The following is an 18,789-nucleotide window of genomic DNA, read 5'->3' as shown; positions in this document are numbered from 1 at the left end:
GCGGGGGCGGGGGTGGACTCCGCGGGGGCGGACTCGCCCGCCTCGCCGATGGTGGCGAGATCGCCACCGACCTCGACGACGTCGTCCTCCTGCGCCAGGATCTTCAGCAGCACACCCGAAGCCGGAGCCGGGATCTCGGTGTCGACCTTGTCGGTCGAGACCTCGAGCAGGGGCTCGTCGACGGTGATCGTGTCGCCCTCCTGCTTGAGCCACCGGGTGACGGTGCCTTCGGTGACGCTCTCGCCGAGTGCCGGCATCTGGACGGAGAAGGCCATTTCCTCTGACTCCTCAGGTTCGGTTATCTGCTGTGATACGAGCTGAACGCGGGTTTCGGCTGGTGGCCTCCACCGACACCTGACCCTACCCTCAGGGGTCCGGTCCGCGCGGCGGTTGGGGGCTTACTCGCCGGTAACTCCCAGGGGTCGGGACGTCAGCCCCGCTGCGCGATGTCGCGGAGCACCGCGAGCATCGTGCGAACCGGGACGCCCGTGCCACCCTTGGTGATGTAGCCGAAGGGGCCGCCGGTGTTGAACGCCGGGCCCGCGACGTCGACGTGCGCCCACTGCACCCCGTCGGCCACGAACTCCTTGAGGTACACGCCGGCGGTGAGCATGCCGCCCCACCGGTTCGGGCTCACGTTCGCCAGATCCGCGACGCGCGAGTTGATGTCGGCGCGCAGCTCCTCCGGGAAGGGCATCGCCCAGCCGTTCTCGCCGACGGAGCGGGAGAGCTCCGCGACGCGGTCGCGGAAGTCGTCGGTGCCCATGACGCCGGGCGTGCGGGTGCCGAGCGCGACCATCTGCGCGCCCGTCAGCGTCGCGGTGTCGATGAGGTAGTCGGGCCCGTCCTCGCAGGCGCGGACGATGGCGTCGGCCAGGATCAGGCGGCCCTCGGCGTCGGTGTTGATCACCTCGACGGTGATGCCGCCCTTCTCCGTGCCGGGGTACTGGGTCAGCACGTCGCCGGGGCGCTGCGCGGTGTGCGATGGCATGTTCTCGGCCATCGGCACCGTCGCGGTCACGTCGACGTGCAGTCCGAGCTGCGCGGCCAGGATCACCGTGGCGATGACCGCTGCGGCGCCGCCCATGTCGGAGGTCATCTGCTCCATGCCCGCGGCCGGCTTGATCGAGATGCCGCCGGTGTCGAAGGTGATGCCCTTGCCGACCAGCGCGACGTGCTTGGCACCGTCGACGCCCGAGACGTGCCGCAGGCGCACGAGGCGCGGCGGGCGCGAGCTGCCCTTGCCGACCCCGACGATGCCGCCGTAACCGTTCGCGTCGAGGTACTGCTCGTCGAAGACCTCCACCTCGAGGCCTGCCGCGGTGCCGAGGCGCTGGGCGCGGTCGGCGAACTCGCCGGGGGAGAGGACGTTCGGCGGGGTGTTGACGAAGTCGCGGGCCAGCGCCACCGCGCCGGCCGTCAGCCGGGCCTGCTCGACGGTGCCGCGCACCTCGTCCGCGAGCGCCTCGGACGCGGGGGCGGACAGCAGCGCGAGCGCGCCGAGCGTCGCCTTCTTCGGCGTGGAGGTGGTGCGGAACTCGGCGAACCGGTACGCGCCCAGGATCGCGCCCTCGACGGTGGCCGCCAAGTCGACCGAGGAGAGGGTGGTGGCCGCTGCGGCGACGCCCTCGAGAGCGCGGCTCGCGACGCCCGCGGCGCGGCGCACCGTCTCCGGGGTCACCGACGCCGCGGCGCCGAGCCCCACGCCCAGCACCGTCGCCGCGCCCAGGCCGGTCCCGGCAGGCGTGGCGATCCGGACGGCCTCGCCGGCCTTGCCCTCGGCGCCGAGGAGCGCGAGCGACTCCGCGACCGGACCGCGCGCGGCCTCCGGGACGCCGGCGTCGAGCGTGATCGGCCCGTCGCCCTCCGCGGAGTACACGCCCACGACGAGCGCGTCGGTCGTCGCCGCGAGATCGTCGGTCAGCGTGATGGCGGGTCCGGTGAACGGCGTGCTCAAGGGGTTTCCTCTCGTCGGGGCGGCGGGTGTGCTTGCCTGTACGGATGTTACGCCTGGGACTGTGGGGCGCGCCGCCGCCCGGGGCCGCCGGCTATGCGGCCGCGATGCCCGCTCCAGTCGTCGCGCATCTGATGGAGACGCTCGGGCGGGAGGGGCACCCGGTACCCGCGTGGGCGGCGCGCGCCGGGATCCGCCGGACCGACCCCTCCGTCGACCTCGTACTCGCGTTCCCGCAGGTCGTGCAGTTCCTCACCGAAGTGGTCCGTGCGCTCCCGGACCGGCCCCTGGGACTGCAGGCGGGCGCTCGGCCGTTGCTGCAGTCCTTCGGGATGCTCGGGGTGGCGGTGCAGACCGCCGACGACGTGGAGGGCGCCGTCGCCGTCGGTCTGCAGTACCACCAGGCGGCGGGCAGCCTGGTGGACTTCGACGTGGACGCCGACGGCGACGCCCTCCGCCTCGCCGTGGTGCCGCGCTCCACGGACCCGGACCTCCTGCCCTTCCTCTGCGAGGAGACCCTGCTCAGCGTCACGACCCTGCTGCGCTCCGCGCTCGGGGACGAGCGCTGGGCGCCCGTGCTGGTCGAGCTGCCGTACCCGGCGCCGTCGTACGCCGCCGAGTACCCCCGCTCCTTCGGGGGCGCCGTGCGCTTCGACGCCCCGTCCGGGCGGATGACAGTGCCGCGGAGCCTGCTCGGCACGCCCCTGCCCCAGCGTGAGCCCGCGGTGCACGCCGCCGCGCTGGCGGCCTGCCGGGCGCTCACCGGGACGAGGGCGGAGGCGCGCGACCTCGACCACGTCTGGGCCGTCGAGCAGCTGCTCCGGGCCGACCTGCGCCGCCCGTTCGCGATGGCCGGCGTGGCCCGACAGCTCAACACCACCGAGCGGACACTGCGCCGGCACCTGGTGGAAGCGGGCGAGTCCTTCCGGTCGATCCACACCCGGGTCCGGCGCGAGCGCGCCGAGGCCCTGCTGCGCTCGACCGACCTGCCGGTGCGGTCCGTGGCCGAGGCGGTCGGCTTCGCCGACGTCCGTGACTTCCGACGGGCCTTCGCACAGTGGACCGGGAGTACTCCCGCCCAGGTCCGGGCCGCCGGGGGGATCCGGACGGGCGAGGGGGGATCTGCGGTCACGCCGAGCTGAGGTGGCACCTGCGCCCGTACGATCGGTGCTCATGACGGGAAACGGCACGGGCGAGACCACGACCGGAGCGGGCGCACTGGACCTGGCGGCGGCACCGTCGTCCCTCGACCGGGACTGGGAGATCGACCCGGCCGCGTACTGGGCGACCATCGACGCCGCCACGCACGGTCTCGACGCGCCGATCCTCGCCGCGGACCTCGATGCGCTGCGCTACAACGTGGCCGACATGCTGCGGCGCGCGGGCGGGAAGCCGATCCGGGTGGCCTCGAAGTCGATCCGCTCCCGCCCCGTGCTCGACGCGCTGCTGCGCGTGCCCGGTTATGCGGGCGTGCTCGCCTACGACGTGGCGGAGGCGCAGTGGCTCGCGGCCGACGGCGTCGACCACGACGGCGCCGATCGGCCGGGGTGCACCGACGTGCTGGTCGCGTACCCGAGCGCCGACCTTGGCGCGATCGCGGCGCTGGCCGCCGATCCGGCCGCCGCGATGCGGGTGACCCTGATGATCGACGACGCCGAGCAGCTCGACCTCATCGACGCCGCCGCGCCGCCGAGCCGCCGCCCCGAACTGCGGGTCTGCATCGACGTCGACGCCTCGTACCACGCCCCCGCGCTGGGCGCGATCGGCGCGCGGCGCTCCCCGATCCGCACGCGCGGCGAGGCCTCGGTCCTCGCGGCGACGGTGGCGGGGCGCAAGGGGTTCCGGCTCGTCGGCGTGATGACCTACGACGCCCAGATCGCGGGCGTCGGTGACCTGAGCATCCGCCGGCCCGGCGCCGGGGCCCTGCTGCGGACCATGCAGCGCGCGTCCTGGGACGAGCTGGTGACGCGCCGCCGGGAGATCCTCACGGACCTGCGCCGGATCGCCGACCTCGAGTTCGTCAACGGCGGCGGCACCGGCTCCCTGGAGCGCAACGCCGAGGACCCCAACGTCACCGACATCGCCGCCGGCAGCGGCCTGTACGGGCCGCACCTCTTCGACGGCTACTCCCACTTCCGCCCGGCGCCCGCCATGGGTTTCGGGCTCGCGGTGGTGCGCCGCCCGGACGCGGACACCGTGACCTGCCACGGCGGCGGCTGGATCGCCTCGGGCGCCGCGGGCTCCGACCGCCTGCCGCGGCCGGTGTGGCCCGAGGGACTCAAGCTCACCGGTCGCGAGGGCGCCGGCGAGGTGCAGACGCCGCTGACCGGTGAGCGCGCCGAGCGGATCTCGCTCGGTGACCGGATCTGGTTCCGGCACACCAAGGCCGGGGAGCCGGCCGAACACGCCGACGATCTGGTGATCGTCTCCGACGGTGCCGTGCACGCCACGGTCCCGACCTACCGCGGCGAGGGGAAGTGCTTCCTGTGAACAAGTGGATCCCGAGCCTGGATCAGCTGACCGGCAACGTGGGCGAGTGGCGGAACTGGGGGCGCACCGCCTCCGCTTTTCCCTCGTACGTCTCGCGGCCGGCGAAGATCGAGGACGTGGTGCGCACCGTCGAGCGGGCCCGCGAGCGCGGCGGCACCGTCAAGGCGCTCGGCGCCGGGCACTCGTTCACGGCGATCTCCGCCCCGCGCGATGTGGCGCTGGCGCCCGACCACCAGGGCGGGTTGGTCACCGTCGACGTCGACGCCAAGCGGGTGACGCTGCGCGCCGGCACCCGCCTGTACGACGTGCCGGCGCTGCTCGAGCCCTACGGGCTCGCCATGGCGAACCTGGGCGACATCGACCGGCAGACCGTCGCGGGCGCGATCTCGACCGGCACGCACGGCACCGGGCTGGGCTTCGGCGGCATCGCGACCCAGGTGGTCGGGGCGACCCTCGTCTCCGGGACCGGGGAGGTGGTCACCGTCGGCGAGAACGACCCGCGGCTGCAGGCTGTTGCCCTCGGGCTCGGCGCGCTGGGGATCCTGGTCGAGGTCACGCTGCAGTGCGTGGACCGGTTCGTGCTCGAGGCGACCGAGGCGCCGATGTCGCTGGCGGAGACGGTGGACGGGTTCGTCGAGCGGGTGCGCGGCGTGGACCACTTCGAGTTCTTCTGGTTCCCCGGTTCCGACGGCACGCTCACCAAATCGCAGATCCGCCGCCCGGGCGACCACAAGCGCAAGCCGATCGGGACGGTGCGGCGGTTCGTCGACGACAAGGTGGTCGGCACCGGCGCCCTGATGGCCGTGTGCGAGGCGGGGCGTGCGGTCCCGTCGCTGACGCCCCGGCTGGTCTCGCTCGCCACGTCGATGCTCTCCGAGCACACCGAGATCGACTACTCCACGAACGTGCTCACGACCGACCGTTCCGTGCGCTTCCGCGAGACGGAATGGGCCGTGCCACTGGAGAACACGATGCCGGCGTTCGCCGCGCTCAAGGCGGCGACCGAGAAGCACGACTGGAACCTCACCTTCCCGATCGAGGTGCGCGTCGCGGCCGCCGACGACCTGATGCTGTCGACGGCCTCGGGCCGGCAGTCCGGGTACATCGCCGCGCACCGCTACATCCGCGACAAGCCCAGCGACTACTTCGCCGAGGTCGAGCGGATCATGATCGAGCACGGCGGTCGCCCGCACTGGGGCAAGATGCACACGCGCACCGCCGAGTTCTTCCGCGGCGCGTACCCCCGGTTCGAGGAGTTCCTGGCCGTGCGCGACGAGCTCGACCCGGACCGCGTGTTCGCCAACGACCACCTGGACGCTGTGCTCGGCCGCTGACTCGTGCATGATTTCCGGCCATGAAGACATTCGGCTGGACGCCGACCACTGATGGCGCGGGCGTGGTGGGGCCCGGTGAGCGGCTGAGCTGGCCCAAGACGTTGGGCATCGGCGTGCAGCACGTGGTGGCGATGTTCGGCTCCACGTTCCTGGTGCCGGTGCTCACCGGCTTCCCGCCGGCGACGACGCTGCTGTTCTCCGGTGTGGGCACCCTGCTGTTCCTGCTCATCACCGGCAACCGGCTGCCCAGCTACCTGGGGTCGAGCTTCGCGGTGATCTCGCCGATCACCGCGGCGACGGCCTCGCAGGGGATGGGGAGCGCGCTGGGCGGCATCGTCGCCGTGGGCGCGCTGTTGATCCTGGTCGGCGGCGTGGTGCATCTCGTGGGCACCGCATGGATCGAGAAGCTGATGCCGCCCGTCGTGACGGGCGCGATCGTCGCGCTGATCGGCCTCAACCTGGCGCCCGCGGCGAAGGCGAACTACGAGAAGGCCGCCGTGACGGCCACGATCACGCTGGTCTGCCTCATCCTCTCCCTCGCCCTGTTCAAGGGCATGCTCGGGCGCCTCGCGATCTTCACCTCGGTACTCATCGGCTACGCGGTCGCGTGGATCCGCGGCGAGGTCGACTTCTCGAAGGTCTCCGCGGCGTCCTGGGTCGGCTTCCCGGAGTTCCACGCCCCGTCGTTCTCCTGGGCCGTGCTGCCCATGTTCCTGCCCGTGGTCCTCGTGCTCGTGGCCGAGAACGTCGGGCACGTGCGGTCCGTCGCGCAGATGACCGGCGAGGACTACGACCCGGTGATGGGGCGCGCGCTCGCCTCCGACGGCCTCGCGACCGTGCTCGCGGGCGCCGGCGGCGGATCCGCCACCACGACCTACGCGGAGAACATCGGCGTCATGGCCGCGACCCGCGTCTACTCGACGGCCGCGTACTGGGTGGCCGGTGTCGCCGCGATCCTGCTCGGCATGTCGCCGAAGGTGGGCGCCGTGATCGCGTCGATCCCGCCCGGCGTGCTCGGCGGCATCACGACGGCGCTGTACGGCCTCGTCGGCATCCTCGGCGTGCGGATCTGGGTGGAGGCGCGCGTCGACTTCTCGCAGCCGATCAACCAGTTGACCGCGGCCGTGCCGCTGATCATCGGCATCGCCGACTTCACCTGGTCCGTCGGCGACGTCACCTTCACCGGCATCGCGCTCGGCTCTGTCGCCGCGATCGTCATCTACCAGGGGATGCGGCTGTTGGGCCGGTCCGGGAGCGCCGCGCTGGACTGACCGACGGGCATCAGGCGATCGCAAGCGGTGTGCAAGTGCATCATCGTAGGGTCGCCGCATGACCGAGCCGGCACACGTCGACAACTACACGATGAGGAGCGCGCGACGCCAGGTCGCGCAGTGGCCGACCTGGCCGCAGGCACTGCCCGGCGGGCCCTCGGGCTGGTTGTGGCGGATGATCGTCACGGCCACGGCGGTCTGCTTCGTGTGCGGCGGGTGGGCCTGGTATTGGTGGAACAGCTGGGAGACTGAATGCCACGGCATCCCGATGCAGCCCGGCGATGTCTGCCAGGTCTATTCGGGGACGCGCCAGATCAAGACGCGCACCTATGAGGAGATGGCGTCGGACTACGGGTTCGTCATTCCGTGGGTCGTGCTCGCGGTCGGTGCGGTGATCGGGACTGCGGTCGTCGGATCGATGGTGCGCCGAGCGAGGGAGGTCCGCCTACCCACGGAGGCGGAGATCGCGGACTTCATGCAGTCGTACAACGCCCGCTGCGCCGAGCTGCAGAGGACGATCGACTTCGTGCCCGCGGCGACGAGTGCGCCGCCCGAGCTCGCGGCGGTGCGCCTCGCCGCGGCCGAGCTCGCCGAGCAGAACGGCTTCCGGATCGACGGGTCGACCGCCACCCTGCTGTGACCCCCGCGGTGGGGCGCGTCGTCTAAGGTGCGAGGCATGAGTGAGACGCTGATCGAGGGCCCCCTGAACGCCGTGCACGTCGAGCTGGGGGCGGCGTTCGCGCCGTTCGGCGGCTGGTCGATGCCCGTCAAGTACGCGGGCACCGTCGGCGAGCACACCGCCGTCCGCGAAGCCGTGGGCATCTTCGACGTCAGCCACCTCGGCAAGGCCACCGTCGCCGGGCCCGGCGCCAAGGACTTCGTCAACCGCGTGCTCACCGCCGACCTCGGCAAGATCCACCCCGGCAAGGCGCAGTACACCCTGTGCACCAACGAATCCGGCGGTGTGATCGACGACCTCATCGTCTACTACGTCTCCGACGACGAGCTCTTCCTCGTGCCCAACGCCGCCAACACGGCCGCGGTGGTCGCGCACCTCGTCGCGCGCGCGCCCGAGGGGATCACCGTCACCGACCAGCACCGCGACTACGCCGTGCTCGCCGTGCAGGGCCCGAAGTCGGCGGAGGTGCTGGCGGCCGTCGGGCTGCCCACCGAGATGGAGTACATGGCCTACGAGGACGCCTCCCTGAACGGCACCCCCGTGCGCGTCTGCCGCACCGGGTACACGGGCGAGCACGGTTACGAGCTGATTCCCGCCTGGGGCGACGCCGAGACCGTCTTCCGCGCGTTGCTCCCGGAGATCACCTCGCGCGGCGGCCAGCCCGCCGGGCTCGGCGCCCGCGACACCCTCCGCACCGAGATGGGCTACCCGCTGCACGGGCACGAGCTCACCGTCGACATCACGCCCGTCCAGGCCCGGGCCGGCTGGGCCGTCGGGTGGAAGAAGCCCGAGTTCGTCGGCCGCGAGGCCCTCCTGGCGGAGAAGGAGGCCGGCCCGGCCCGCAAGCTCTGGGGCCTGCGCGCCACCGGCAAGGGCGTGCTGCGCGCCGACCTCACGGTGCTCTCCGCCGACGGCGCGCCGATCGGCACCACCACGTCGGGCACCTTCAGCCCCAGCCTCAAGACCGGAATCGCCCTGGCGCTCATCGATTCCGCGGCGGGCGTCGAGAAGGGGACGCCGGTGAGCGTGGACGTGCGCGGCCGCGCGATCGAGTGCGAGGTGGTCCTCCCGCCGTTCGTCGAGGCGAACACCAAGTAGTCCCGCGGAGGCCCCGAAAAAATACTCGGGGTTCCTACTGATTGGTACGGCCCGCGCCCACCCGCGCGGGTCGTAGAATCAGGTCCCATGACAACTGGCACGGCCTTCGCCCTCACCCGCAACGACCACCCCCGCTCTGCGGCTGAGCGCTCCGAGATCCTGGCGAACCCGGGATTCGGCAGGTACTTCACCGACCACATGATCTCGCTCCGCTGGAACGAGGCCGAGGGCTGGCACGCGCCCGAGGTGCTGCCCTACGGGCCCATCCCGATGGAGCCCTCGGCGTCGGTGCTGCACTACGCGCAGGAGATCTTCGAGGGTCTCAAGGCCTACCGCCAGCCCGACGGTTCCGTCGCCACCTTCCGGCCCGAGGCCAACGCCGCGCGCTTCCAGCGCTCCGCCGAGCGGCTCGCGATCCCGCCGCTGCCCGAGGACGTCTTCGTGGAGTCGCTCAAGCAGCTCGTGGCCATCGACGGCGAGTGGGTGCCCGCGGCCGGCGGCGAGGAGGCCCTGTACTTCCGGCCGTTCATCTTCGCCGACGAGGAGACCCTCGGCGTCAAGCCGTCGAACAGCTACCGCTTCCTGGTGATCGCCTCGCCCGCCGGCGCCTACTTCGCGGGCGGCGTGAAGCCCGTCTCCGTGTGGCTCTCGCGGGAGTACGTGCGCGCCGCGCCCGGTGGCACCGGCTTCGCCAAGTGCGGCGGCAACTACGCCGCGTCGCTCGTCGCGCAGGCCCAGGCCGCGCAGCAGGGCTGCGACCAGGTCGTGTGGCTCGACGCCATCGAGCACGAGGCGATCGAGGAGATGGGCGGCATGAACCTGTTCTTCGTCCTCGGCTCGGGCTCCTCGGCCCGGATCGTCACGCCGGAGCTGTCCGGATCGCTGCTCCCCGGCGTGACCCGCAGCTCGCTGCTCCAGCTCGCCCGCGACGCCGGCTTCGAGACCGAGGAGCGTCGCATCACCGTCGACGAGCTCAAGGAAGGCGTCGCGTCCGGCGCCATCACCGAGGTCTTCGCCTGCGGCACCGCCGCCGTCATCACGCCCGTCGGGCGGGTCAAGGGGGCGTCCGAGGACTTCGTGATCGGCGACGGCGAGCCCGGCGAGATCACGATGGCGCTGCGCGAGACCCTCACCGGCATCCAGCGCGGCACCGTCCCCGACACCCACGGCTGGATGCACACCCTGAGCTGACGCTCACCCCCGCCGCCGTCGGCCCGCGCCGGATCCCGGTGCGGGCCGACGGCGTCTCGGACAGCACTCCGCCGGAACATCTTTCGAAGCGCTGTGCGGCCGAATCTGCCGGAATCGTCGCAGAATGCTTCGAAAGGTGTCGGCTAGTGCGTGACGTGCTGGGCGGAGTGGCCGACGGCGGCCTCCTCGTTCAGCGTGCGCATGAACTTGGCCTGACCCACGTCGCCGCGGCGGGCGGCGCGCTCGCGGCCCCCGGGGAGCTGGTTGAGCACCGATTCGACGAGGTGGTACGGGATCCGGAGCGCCGGGTACCAGGGGAGGGTCGACGGGACGCCGAGCTCCTTCATCGCCGCCGTGCCCAGGTAGGCGGTCGCGATCGACAGGTGCTGCGAGCGCGCGATCCGGCGCCGCAGCCCCGTGAGGTGGCCGTACCGCCACAGCATGGGGTCGTCGGCCATCGGCTGCGCGAGCGCCTTGCTGGTGTCGTCGGGGGTCGAGAGCGCCCGCGAGGTCTGGAACAGGATCCGAAGGCTGTCGCGGAAGCTGTGCGGCAGGAAGTCGTCGTGCACGCCCATCAGTCGGCCGACGTACCGCGTGAGGTGCGCGGCCGCCTCGTACTCGCGCGGGCTGGCGACCATCCCGATGCCGGTCCCGGTGGCGACCGGGGCGATCAGCGCGCCGACCAGCGTGGCCGCCATGTCCGTCTGGTTGATCGGCAGGCCGTAGGTCTCGTAGTCCCAGTCCGGCAGGGCCATGACGTGCCGGCGCACCATCGAGTGGATGAACCGCACGTGCAGCGTGGACCGGTAGCCGGCGCCGCCGGGCCGCAGGCCCTCCGGCACGATCACGTCGAGCGCCCACTGCGAGGTCTCCGCGAACCGCTTGTTCGAGCCCTTCTCCAGCGCGCCCGTGCGCAGCAGGGTCTGGTTGAAGCCCGAGAAGAGGTACCCGCCCATCAGGGCGACGTCGCGCGCGATCGAGAAGCCGTCCGCGCCGCCGCTGCGCATGAGCTGGCCGCCGAGGAGGATCTTGTCCCAGTCGACCCACTCCGGGGCGGTCTCCATGTCCTCGAAGAACGCCCGCAGCATGCCGGGAGCCTCCGGGACGGACGCGATGCCCTCGTTCAGGGCGCGGTCGAACATCGGCTTGCGTGTCTCGCGGTCCTCGTAGATCCACTCGACGAGCTCGTCCATCGGCGCGTCCCCGACGGTGAGCAGCTCGCCGAACCGCCGGAACTCGGCGTCGGTGGGCTCGGGGAGGCGGAGCGCCGCGCTCACCATGCGGATACCCGGCGGCACCCGCCGCGGTCGCGCGGGGTGGCGCGCGGGGATGGGCCTCGGGGTGTCCACTGTCGTCACACCCCTGTGTCTACTCCTGACAACGCCTGTTGTCGAGTCCCCGGCAGGCGGACCCCAACCGGTCAGCGACGGCCCTTCCACTGCGCGTAGAGCTCGTCGAGCACCGGCTCGACCGCGTTGTAGAGCAGCCACGTGTCGGGCGCGGCGTACATGCTGGCGGCCGCCGCGACGGCGGGGATCCGCTCGTAGGACTCGAGGTAGGCGTCGTACTCCGCCTCGACGAACGCGCAGCCCTCGGCGGTGAGGAAGCTGGGGTCGAGCTGTCCGTCGAGGTACTGGTCCAGGTACGCGCCGGGGGTGATCGTGCGCTCGTCGAGCAGCGGGAGGGACTCGTCGGGAACCTCGCCGTCGACGCCGTGCTCCAGGTGCGTGCCGCTCGCCAGGCCGCGGGCGCGGGCCCACGCGTAGAACATGCCGATGTGCGTACCCGCCGCCTCCTCGGGCAGGCCCAGCTCGGCGATGGTATCGGAGTGCCACCCGGCGTCGTCGTAGGTCATGTCGTGAGCCTCGCTCACCGTGCTTGGCGGGCGCTTGCGGACCGGTTGCGTGCGAACCCCCCGGGCCGCTCGGCTCAGACCGGGAAGTTGTCCCGCGGGTCCTCGCCGAGTCTCGGTGCGGCGGGGCCGAACCGCTCCATGTAGTCCAGGACCCGGGTGAGTGAGTCCATCGTGTACGGGCGGCTGCGCAGGTGTGTGCGCAGGATCGTCGAGCCGTCGGTGGTCCGTCGGGTGAAGTCCATCCCGGGGCGATCGAACAGGAGGTCGCGGAGCGGATCCCGTTCGCTTCCGAAGGGGCCCCCGCGGCCCATGCCGAGCAGCTGGATCGCTCGGTCGCCGCCCTTCACGACGGCCAGCGGATCGCTGCCCCCGTCCAGCAGGCGGGCCAGCAACGGCAGTTCCAGCTCCGCATCGTGAACGTGGTGTTCGAACATGATCGCGAGGTCGATCCGGCCGACCTTCCACCCGGCGTCGAGCAGCGCCTCGGTGATCCGGACCCGGGCTTCGATCGAGTCGTTCCGGAGCGCCCCGTGCAGGACGTTGGTCCACCCGTTCTCCGGGTCGAGATCCAGGTCGTGCTGGAGGCGTACGACACGGGCGACGTCGACCTTCCGCACGAACTCCTCGTAGCTCGAATCCCGCGCCTGGTGGCGGTATTCCATCATGTCGCCGTGATCGGTCATCGGGTCGCCTCCTCGCAGCGCAGCAGCAGCCAGTCGGGAACGAACCGCAGGTCGCGCGGGTGCTGCCGGAGCTCGTCGGCGTAGTGGACCGCGGGAATCTCCGGGTCCCAGTGCGGTTCGTGGTCCCAATTGAACTTGGGGTAGACGAAGGTTCCTCCCGACTGGCGCGGGTCGAACTCCGAGTACAACGAGAACCACGCGCCCACCGAATCGGCCGCCGTGCCGGTGCGGAGCCGGGCGGCCGAGGCCAGTGCGTCATCCGCGACCGGCTCGACGCGCGCAACGCCGTCCTGATCGACGAAGGTCACCCGCCCCTGCGCCGCCGTGCCGGCGTAGCGCACCACGATCGACGCCTCCTCGGCGGTCGGATGCGCCGCGCGGAACGTCGAGGTGAACACCGCGAGCATCGCGAAGATCGAGTCCTGGAAGTCCCTGAACGCCATCGGCGACAGGCCCCGCGACGCCGGAGGCGTGAACCGCGCGCGGGACTGCCGGATCCGTTCGGCCGCCAACGCTGAGACCTCCTCGACCGTCCCCGCGGCTGCACGCGCGACCCGGTCGCCGATCGTGAGCTCGATGCCCTGCCCTGGAGGTACGAGCGTGAGCAGCTCGCGACCCGTCATCCGCTCGAACCACGAGCCCACCCGCGGGGTGGACCTCAGCTGCGCCTCGTCGACGAAGACGCGGACATGCGGAACTTTCGCCACCGACCGCGTGACGAAGTCCCGCGGGCCCGCGCCGCGCTTGTTCAGACCGCGCAGCGGCGCATACACCACGCTGCGGAAGAACGCCGCTTCCAGCTCGTCCGCCGACGCACTCGGTCCCAGGTCCCGCAATCGCGAGTCGATCACATCCATCCCTCCGTCACGCTCAGTCCCACCAGGGCACTCACCGTCGCGAGCTCGATGCCGAAACCCAGGACGTCGCCGCTCATCCCGCCGAACCGGCGCACGCAGTGCCGCATCGCGAGGGCCGCGACGAGCAGCCCCACCGCGACGGCGAGCGGCCCCTGCCACGGGCGCCCGGGCACCGCCGGGACGGCCGCGGCCAGCGCGATCACGACCCAGGACCCCTGCGTCGCAAGGCCCTGCGTGCCCGCCGTCAGCGCGCCGAAGCCGTCGGGGTTCGACGGTGCCCAGCCGCGCCGGCAGCCGAGCACCGCGGCCGTCCGGGCGGCGCCCACGGCGACACCGATCGCGAGCCACGCCCCGCGGTCCGCGAGCCCGCCGACGGCCGCGGACCCCGCGATCAGCAGCAGTGCCAGCGCGGCGGCGCCGAACGGCCCGACGGTGCCCTGCCGCATGATCTCCCGCGCCCGCTCCGGCGATCCGTAGCTGCCGAGACCGTCGACGCAGTCCGCGAAGCCATCGAGGTGCATGCCGCGCGTCAGGAGCGCCCCGGCGCCGACGGCCAGGGCGCCGACGAGCACCGCCGGCAGGCCCGCGGCGTGGGCGGCCCAGGCGACCGCGGCCACGGCGGCGCCGACGAGCGCGCCGGCGAGGGGCACGAGGGCGATGATGCGGGCACCGTCGGCCCGCGTGACCGGGCTCGGCTGCAGCGAACCGGGCACGGGCAGCACCGTCATCCAGGCGACGGTGGCGGCGAGGTGCCGCACGTCAGTCGGCGGCCTTCCCGGACACGCCGGCCGCATCGAAGGTCGCCATCTCGCCGAGGACGGCCACGGCCGAGCGCACCAGGGGCAGCGCGAGCGCCGCGCCGCTGCCCTCGCCGAGCCGCAGGCCGAGGTCGAGCAGGGGCTCGAGGTCCAGGCGGTGCAGCGCGAGGGCGTGCGCGGGCTCGGGGCTCTTGTGCCCGGCGACCCACCAGCTCACCGCACCGGGGGCGAGGTCGTTCGCGACCAGTGCGGCCGCCGTGACCACGACGCCGTCGAGGATCACCGGCGTGCGCCGCACCGCGGCCTGCGCCAGGAACCCGGCCATCGCGGCCAGGTCCGCCCCGGCGACGGTGCGCAGCAGCGCCTTCGGGTTGCCGACGTGCGGGCGCGCGCGGTACATGCCGTCGCGGATCGCGGCGGCCTTGCGCATCCAGGCGTTGTCGTCGATGCCGGTACCGCGGCCCACGACGAGAACGGGCTCGGTGTCGGTGAGCGCGCCGACCAGCACCGCGGCGGGCGTCGTGTTGCCGATGCCCATGTCGCCGGCGATGAGCAGGTCGGCGCCGGAGTCGATCTCCTCGTCGGCGATCCGGCGGCCCGCGGCGATCGCGGCGATCGTCTCCTCGTCGGTGAGCGCGTCGGTCACGGCGATGTCGCCCGACGAGCGGCGGATCTTGTTGCGGCTCAGGTCCTCGCGGGTATCGCCGGCGACGGCGATGTCCTCGATGCGGACCGTCGCGCCGGCCTGCGCGGCGAGCACGTTGATCGCAGCGCCGTCGGCGGCGAAGTTCGCCACCATCTGCGCCGTGACCTCCGGCGGGTAGGCCGAGACGCCGCCCGCGGCCACGCCGTGATCCCCGGCGAAGACCACGATGCGCGCGCGCTCGAACTGCTTCGGCGGGCACACGCCCTGGCACGCGGCGATCCACTCGCCGAGCTGCTCCAGGCGGCCCAGCGAGCCCGCCGGCTTGGTCAGCTCCAACTGGCGGTCGCGCGCCTCGCGGCCCACGAACGGATCCGGCGGGGAGAGCTGCGGGAAGGCCAGCGGGTCGGCGCCCGGCTCGAACGGCGGGAGCACGATCGGCGGCGCCTGCGGCACCTCCGGCACGGGCTTGACCAGGCTCGCGGCGGGGGCCGCCGCGGCCACGGGGGAGGGCGCACCGTCGAGCAGGACGGGGATCCCGGCGACGACGAGCTCGGCCCGGTCGGCGATCGCCGCGAGCCGGCCGTTGAGCGTGCCCAGCAGGTCCTGGAAGACGCGGCCCGCGTGCGTCTCGGCGACCAGCGACAGGCCCACCTCGGGGCTCACGATGACCAGCTCGCCCGCGTACGCCGCCGCGGCGGCCACGAGGCCGTCGAGATCGGGCTGCACGTTCTCGGGGGTCTCCCAGCCGGCCGCGTCGAGGCGCGCGGCGAGCCAGCCGCCGAGGTCGTCGATCAGCGTCGGGGCGGAGCCCTCGGACAGGACCGCGCGGAGGTCCTGCGTCTCGACGGTGGACCACGACGACGGGCGTCGCTCGCGGTGCGCGGCCACCCGCGCCGTGAGGTCGGGGTCACCGTCGGGCCGCGGCGCCGTGGCGACGTACCGGACGAGGGCGCCGGACCCGGCGATCAGCTGCTCGGCGCGCGCGGACTTGCCCGAGCGGACCCCACCGATAACGAGGGTGAGCGCCACGGGCTAGACCGCGTCGCCCGGCTTGACCTGCGGCCGCGGGATGCGCATGCGCCGCAGCTGCGTGGAGCGCATGAAGGCGTACCAGCCGAGGCGGAAGCCCGTCTCGGTGGTGTCCGGCCAGCGCTCGCGGACGCGGTTGTTGACGCGGCGGCCGGTGAGGATGCCCTCGATCGCCATGACCGCGACCATGACCAGCAGGATCAGCATCGGGATGCCCGCGAGCTCCGGCCGGTTGACGGTGACGAACATGAACACCATCACCGCGACCGCGAACGGGATGAACATGGTGGAGATGTGGCGCTTGGCGTCCACCAGGTCGCGCACGTACGCCTTGACGGGGCCCTTGTCACGGACCGGCAGGTACCGCTCGTCGCCCTGCATCATGAGCTCGCGGCGCTCGTTGGCCTGCGTGCGGCGATCCGCCGCGGCCGCCTTGCGCTCCTCCTTGCTCATGGAGTTGCGCAGCTCCTTCTTCCGCGCCCGGGCCTCGGCCCGCGTCATCGGCGCGGGGGCGACGGGGCCGCGCTTGCGGCCCTGCGCCTCGCGGCGGCTGGGCGTGGGGCGGCCCTTGCCCGCCGTCTGCGCGGGCTTGGCGAGCGGATCCGCAGCGGTATCGTCGACGGTGTCGGCTGCCGCGGACTCCGCCGCCTCGGAGGTCGAATCGTCGGCCTTCTGCCAGGGGAGTTTCACGCCGTCCAGCCTATTCGATCCCGCCGGGTGCGCGACGACGCGGGTGATGGTGACTCCCGGGAATGCGGGGCGGGGGAGTACCGTTGAACCAGACACCGACGTGCGTCTGTGAGGAGAACCTATGACTACTGCTGCTGAGAGCGAAACCACCGGTGTGGTGCTGACCGAGGCCGCTGCCTCGAAGGCGAAGGCGCTGCTGGACCAGGAGGGTCGTGACGACCTGGCGCTGCGCATCGAGGTGCAGCCGGGCGGATGCGCGGGCCTGCGGTACCAGCTGTACTTCGACGACCGGTCGCTCGACGGCGACGTGCTGTCCGAGTTCGGCGGCGTGAAGCTGTCGGTCGACCGGATGAGCGTGCCGTTCCTGATCGGCGCGAAGATCGACTTCGTCGACTCGATCGAGAAGCAGGGTTTCACCATCGATAACCCGAACGCCACCGGCTCGTGCGCCTGCGGCGACTCGTTCAACTGACGCACGACTGACGCCCGCGAGGCGTCCGGAACCCTCTCGCGGTTAGGCTGACTGGATTCGTCCGTCGCCGACCACGGGAGGGTTTCGTCGTGTCGATCGCCGTTTCCGGTTCCATCGCCACTGATCATCTGATGCGTTTCGAGGGGAAGTTCTCCGAGCAACTGCTCGCCGAACACCTCGCTCACGTCTCGCTGAGCTTCCTGGTGGAGGAGCTCGTGCTGCAGCGCGGCGGGGTCGGCGCGAACATCAGCTTCGGCATGGCCCGGCTCGGCCGGCGACCCGTGCTCGTCGGCGCCGTGGGCGCCGATTTCGACGAGGGCTACCGCTCCTGGCTCGAGGACGCGGGTGTCGACACCCGCGCGGTCCGGGTCTCGCAGACCGCGCACACCGCGCGCTTCCAGTGCACCACCGACTCCGAGATGGCGCAGATCGCGTCCTTCTACTCGGGCGCGATGGCCGAGTCGCGGGAGATCGCGATCGCCGACGTGGCCGCCACCGTCGGCGGCCTCGACCTCGTGGTGATCGGCGCGAACGATCCCGCGGCCATGACCCTGCACAGCGCCCAGTGCCGTGAGGCGGGCATCCCCTTCGCCGCGGACCCGTCGCAACAGCTCGCGCGCCTGAACGGTGAGGAGGCTCGCGACCTCGTCGAGGGCGCCACGTTCCTGTTCACGAACGAGTACGAGTGGAACCTGCTGCAGCAGAAGACCGGCGTGAGCGCGGAGCGGCTCACCGCGATGGTCGAGGTCCGCGTGACCACGCTCGCCGAGAAGGGCGCCGAGATCGTCGTCAACGGCGCGGACGGCACCGTCGCGCAGCGCATCCACGTCGACGTGGTGCCCGACCGTGGCCGCGTCGACCCGACCGGCGTCGGCGACGCCTTCCGCGCCGGCTTCCTCGTGGGCCTCGACGCGGGCCTGTCCCACGAGCGCGCCGGGCAGCTCGGCTCGTACGTCGCCGTGAAGGTGCTCGAGACCGTGGGGCCGCAGGCGTGGGACTACGACGTCGAGGATGCCCGCGAGCGGCTGACCGAGGCGTACGGCGCCGAGGTGGCCACCGAGATCCTCTCTGCGCTGTAGGTCACAATTGTGATTACCGGCGAGTAACCTACGGTATCGTAGGTTCATGACGATCGCAGGTGTGCCCGAGGCCAAGCCGCGCCTGCGGGGCGTGATCCATCAGTTCGGGGCGATCGGCGCCGCGGTTCTGGGGATCCCGCTCGTGATCGCGGGCTTCCGGGAGAGCACAGCCGCCGGGCTCGCGCTGCTCGTGTACGCGATCACGGTGATCGGCGTCTTCGGGGTCAGCGCCGCCTACCACCGCGGGAAGTGGACCGACGCGCAGCGCGTCTGGATGAAGCGCGCCGACCACTGCATGATCTTCGTCTTCATCGCCGGCAGCTACACGCCGATCGCCGTGCTGGCGCTGCCGTCCGGCGTCGCCCGCTGGGTGCTCGCCGTGGTCTGGGGCGGCGCCCTCGCCGGCGTCGCGCTCAAGCTGCTGTGGCCCCACGCCCCGCGGTGGGTCGGCGTGCCGCTGTACATCGCGCTCGGCTGGGTGGTCGTCGCCGTCGCGGGAGATCTCGTGCGCGGCGCCGGCTGGACCGCATCGATCCTGCTCGCGGTCGGCGGCGTGCTCTACAGCGGGGGAGCGGTGCTCTACGCCACCCGCTGGCCGAACCCGTGGCCCGGCGTCTTCGGGCACCACGAGTTCTTCCACGCCGCCACCGTCGTCGCGGCGCTGTGCCACTACGTCGCGATGTGGATCACGCTGCTGCGCTGA

General features: G+C 72.4%; 19 protein-coding genes. 10 read left to right on the top strand and 9 right to left on the bottom strand.

Annotated elements, in window-relative coordinates:
* Together LB823_RS15330 and LB823_RS15325 are read right to left on the bottom strand one after the other, a co-directional pair.
* Positions 1-275: biotin/lipoyl-containing protein (locus LB823_RS15330; protein ID WP_304941284.1), on the bottom strand; the 275-nt coding region annotated here is incomplete at its 3' end.
* Positions 276-430: 155 nt separating this feature from the next.
* A complete protein-coding gene (locus LB823_RS15325) occupies positions 431-1,957 on the bottom strand; it encodes a leucyl aminopeptidase (RefSeq protein WP_224648141.1) in 1,527 nt (508 codons plus the stop codon).
* Between the two features lie 44 nt (positions 1,958-2,001).
* Here LB823_RS15325 and LB823_RS15320 point away from each other — a divergent pair, with 44 nt between their 5' ends.
* The 7 genes from LB823_RS15320 (at position 2,002) to LB823_RS15290 (ending at position 10,017) form a co-directional block, all read left to right on the top strand.
* Positions 2,002-3,096 carry an AraC family transcriptional regulator gene (locus LB823_RS15320; RefSeq protein ID WP_224648118.1) on the top strand — a complete coding sequence of 365 codons (1,095 nt, stop codon included), beginning with the start codon at positions 2,002-2,004 and terminating at the stop codon, positions 3,094-3,096.
* 31 nt (positions 3,097-3,127) lie between these two features.
* On the top strand, positions 3,128-4,444 hold the full coding sequence (locus LB823_RS15315; protein ID WP_224648117.1) for an alanine racemase: 1,317 nt from the start codon (positions 3,128-3,130) through the stop codon (positions 4,442-4,444).
* Entirely contained in the window at positions 4,441-5,778 is a 1,338-nt protein-coding gene (locus LB823_RS15310; RefSeq protein ID WP_224648115.1) for a D-arabinono-1,4-lactone oxidase, read from the top strand. The genes LB823_RS15315 and LB823_RS15310 overlap by 4 nt, the downstream gene beginning before the upstream one ends.
* Before the next feature lie 20 nt (positions 5,779-5,798).
* Positions 5,799-7,049, top strand: coding sequence for a uracil-xanthine permease family protein (locus LB823_RS15305; RefSeq protein ID WP_224648113.1), 1,251 nt, complete (start codon positions 5,799-5,801; stop codon positions 7,047-7,049).
* Positions 7,050-7,107: 58 nt separating this feature from the next.
* Entirely contained in the window at positions 7,108-7,689 is a 582-nt protein-coding gene (locus LB823_RS15300; RefSeq protein WP_224648111.1) for a hypothetical protein, read from the top strand.
* A gap of 36 nt (positions 7,690-7,725) precedes the next feature.
* The gene (gcvT, locus tag LB823_RS15295) at positions 7,726-8,826 is read left to right on the top strand and encodes a glycine cleavage system aminomethyltransferase GcvT (protein WP_224648108.1); all 1,101 of its coding nucleotides are present in this window, start codon (positions 7,726-7,728) and stop codon (positions 8,824-8,826) included.
* Between the two features lie 87 nt (positions 8,827-8,913).
* Positions 8,914-10,017, top strand: coding sequence for a branched-chain amino acid aminotransferase (locus LB823_RS15290; protein WP_224648106.1), 1,104 nt, complete (start codon positions 8,914-8,916; stop codon positions 10,015-10,017).
* A gap of 143 nt (positions 10,018-10,160) precedes the next feature.
* Here the strand turns inward: LB823_RS15290 and LB823_RS15285 are convergent, their stop codons facing one another.
* The 7 genes from LB823_RS15285 to LB823_RS15255 all read right to left on the bottom strand — a co-directional run bounded on the left by LB823_RS15285 (position 10,161) and on the right by LB823_RS15255 (position 16,535).
* Positions 10,161-11,375, bottom strand: a complete 1,215-nt coding sequence (locus tag LB823_RS15285; RefSeq protein WP_374201335.1) for an oxygenase MpaB family protein — start codon at positions 11,373-11,375, stop codon at positions 10,161-10,163.
* Between the two features lie 62 nt (positions 11,376-11,437).
* A complete protein-coding gene (locus tag LB823_RS15280) occupies positions 11,438-11,872 on the bottom strand; it encodes a hypothetical protein (RefSeq protein ID WP_224648104.1) in 435 nt (144 codons plus the stop codon).
* A 74-nt stretch (positions 11,873-11,946) separates the two neighbouring features.
* Entirely contained in the window at positions 11,947-12,555 is a 609-nt protein-coding gene (locus LB823_RS15275; protein ID WP_224648102.1) for a hypothetical protein, read from the bottom strand.
* Positions 12,552-13,406 (bottom strand): hypothetical protein, encoded by an 855-nt coding sequence (locus LB823_RS15270; protein WP_224648100.1) that lies wholly within the window; start codon positions 13,404-13,406, stop codon positions 12,552-12,554. The genes LB823_RS15275 and LB823_RS15270 overlap by 4 nt, the downstream gene beginning before the upstream one ends.
* Entirely contained in the window at positions 13,403-14,140 is a 738-nt protein-coding gene (locus tag LB823_RS15265) for an adenosylcobinamide-GDP ribazoletransferase (protein ID WP_255603754.1), read from the bottom strand. The genes LB823_RS15270 and LB823_RS15265 overlap by 4 nt, the downstream gene beginning before the upstream one ends.
* A 31-nt stretch (positions 14,141-14,171) precedes the next feature.
* Positions 14,172-15,845, bottom strand: a complete 1,674-nt coding sequence (gene cobT / locus LB823_RS15260) for a nicotinate-nucleotide--dimethylbenzimidazole phosphoribosyltransferase (protein WP_224648096.1) — start codon at positions 15,843-15,845, stop codon at positions 14,172-14,174.
* A gap of 3 nt (positions 15,846-15,848) precedes the next feature.
* Positions 15,849-16,535: a DUF3043 domain-containing protein gene (locus tag LB823_RS15255; RefSeq protein WP_224648094.1), complete on the bottom strand. Its 687-nt coding sequence runs from the start codon at positions 16,533-16,535 to the stop codon at positions 15,849-15,851.
* 121 nt (positions 16,536-16,656) lie between these two features.
* Here LB823_RS15255 and LB823_RS15250 point away from each other — a divergent pair, with 121 nt between their 5' ends.
* From LB823_RS15250 to LB823_RS15240, 3 genes are all read left to right on the top strand, one after another.
* Entirely contained in the window at positions 16,657-17,007 is a 351-nt protein-coding gene (locus tag LB823_RS15250; protein WP_224648092.1) for an iron-sulfur cluster assembly accessory protein, read from the top strand.
* Positions 17,008-17,096: 89 nt separating this feature from the next.
* Positions 17,097-18,086: a carbohydrate kinase family protein gene (locus LB823_RS15245; RefSeq protein WP_224648090.1), complete on the top strand. Its 990-nt coding sequence runs from the start codon at positions 17,097-17,099 to the stop codon at positions 18,084-18,086.
* Between the two features lie 46 nt (positions 18,087-18,132).
* Positions 18,133-18,789, top strand: a complete 657-nt coding sequence (locus tag LB823_RS15240; protein WP_224648088.1) for a hemolysin III family protein — start codon at positions 18,133-18,135, stop codon at positions 18,787-18,789.

Origin of the sequence: Tsukamurella sp. M9C (assembly GCF_020169415.1) — a bacterium.
Taxonomy (GTDB): Bacteria; Actinomycetota; Actinomycetes; order Mycobacteriales; family Mycobacteriaceae; genus Tsukamurella.
This window is presented reverse-complemented; position numbering and strand designations above follow the sequence as displayed.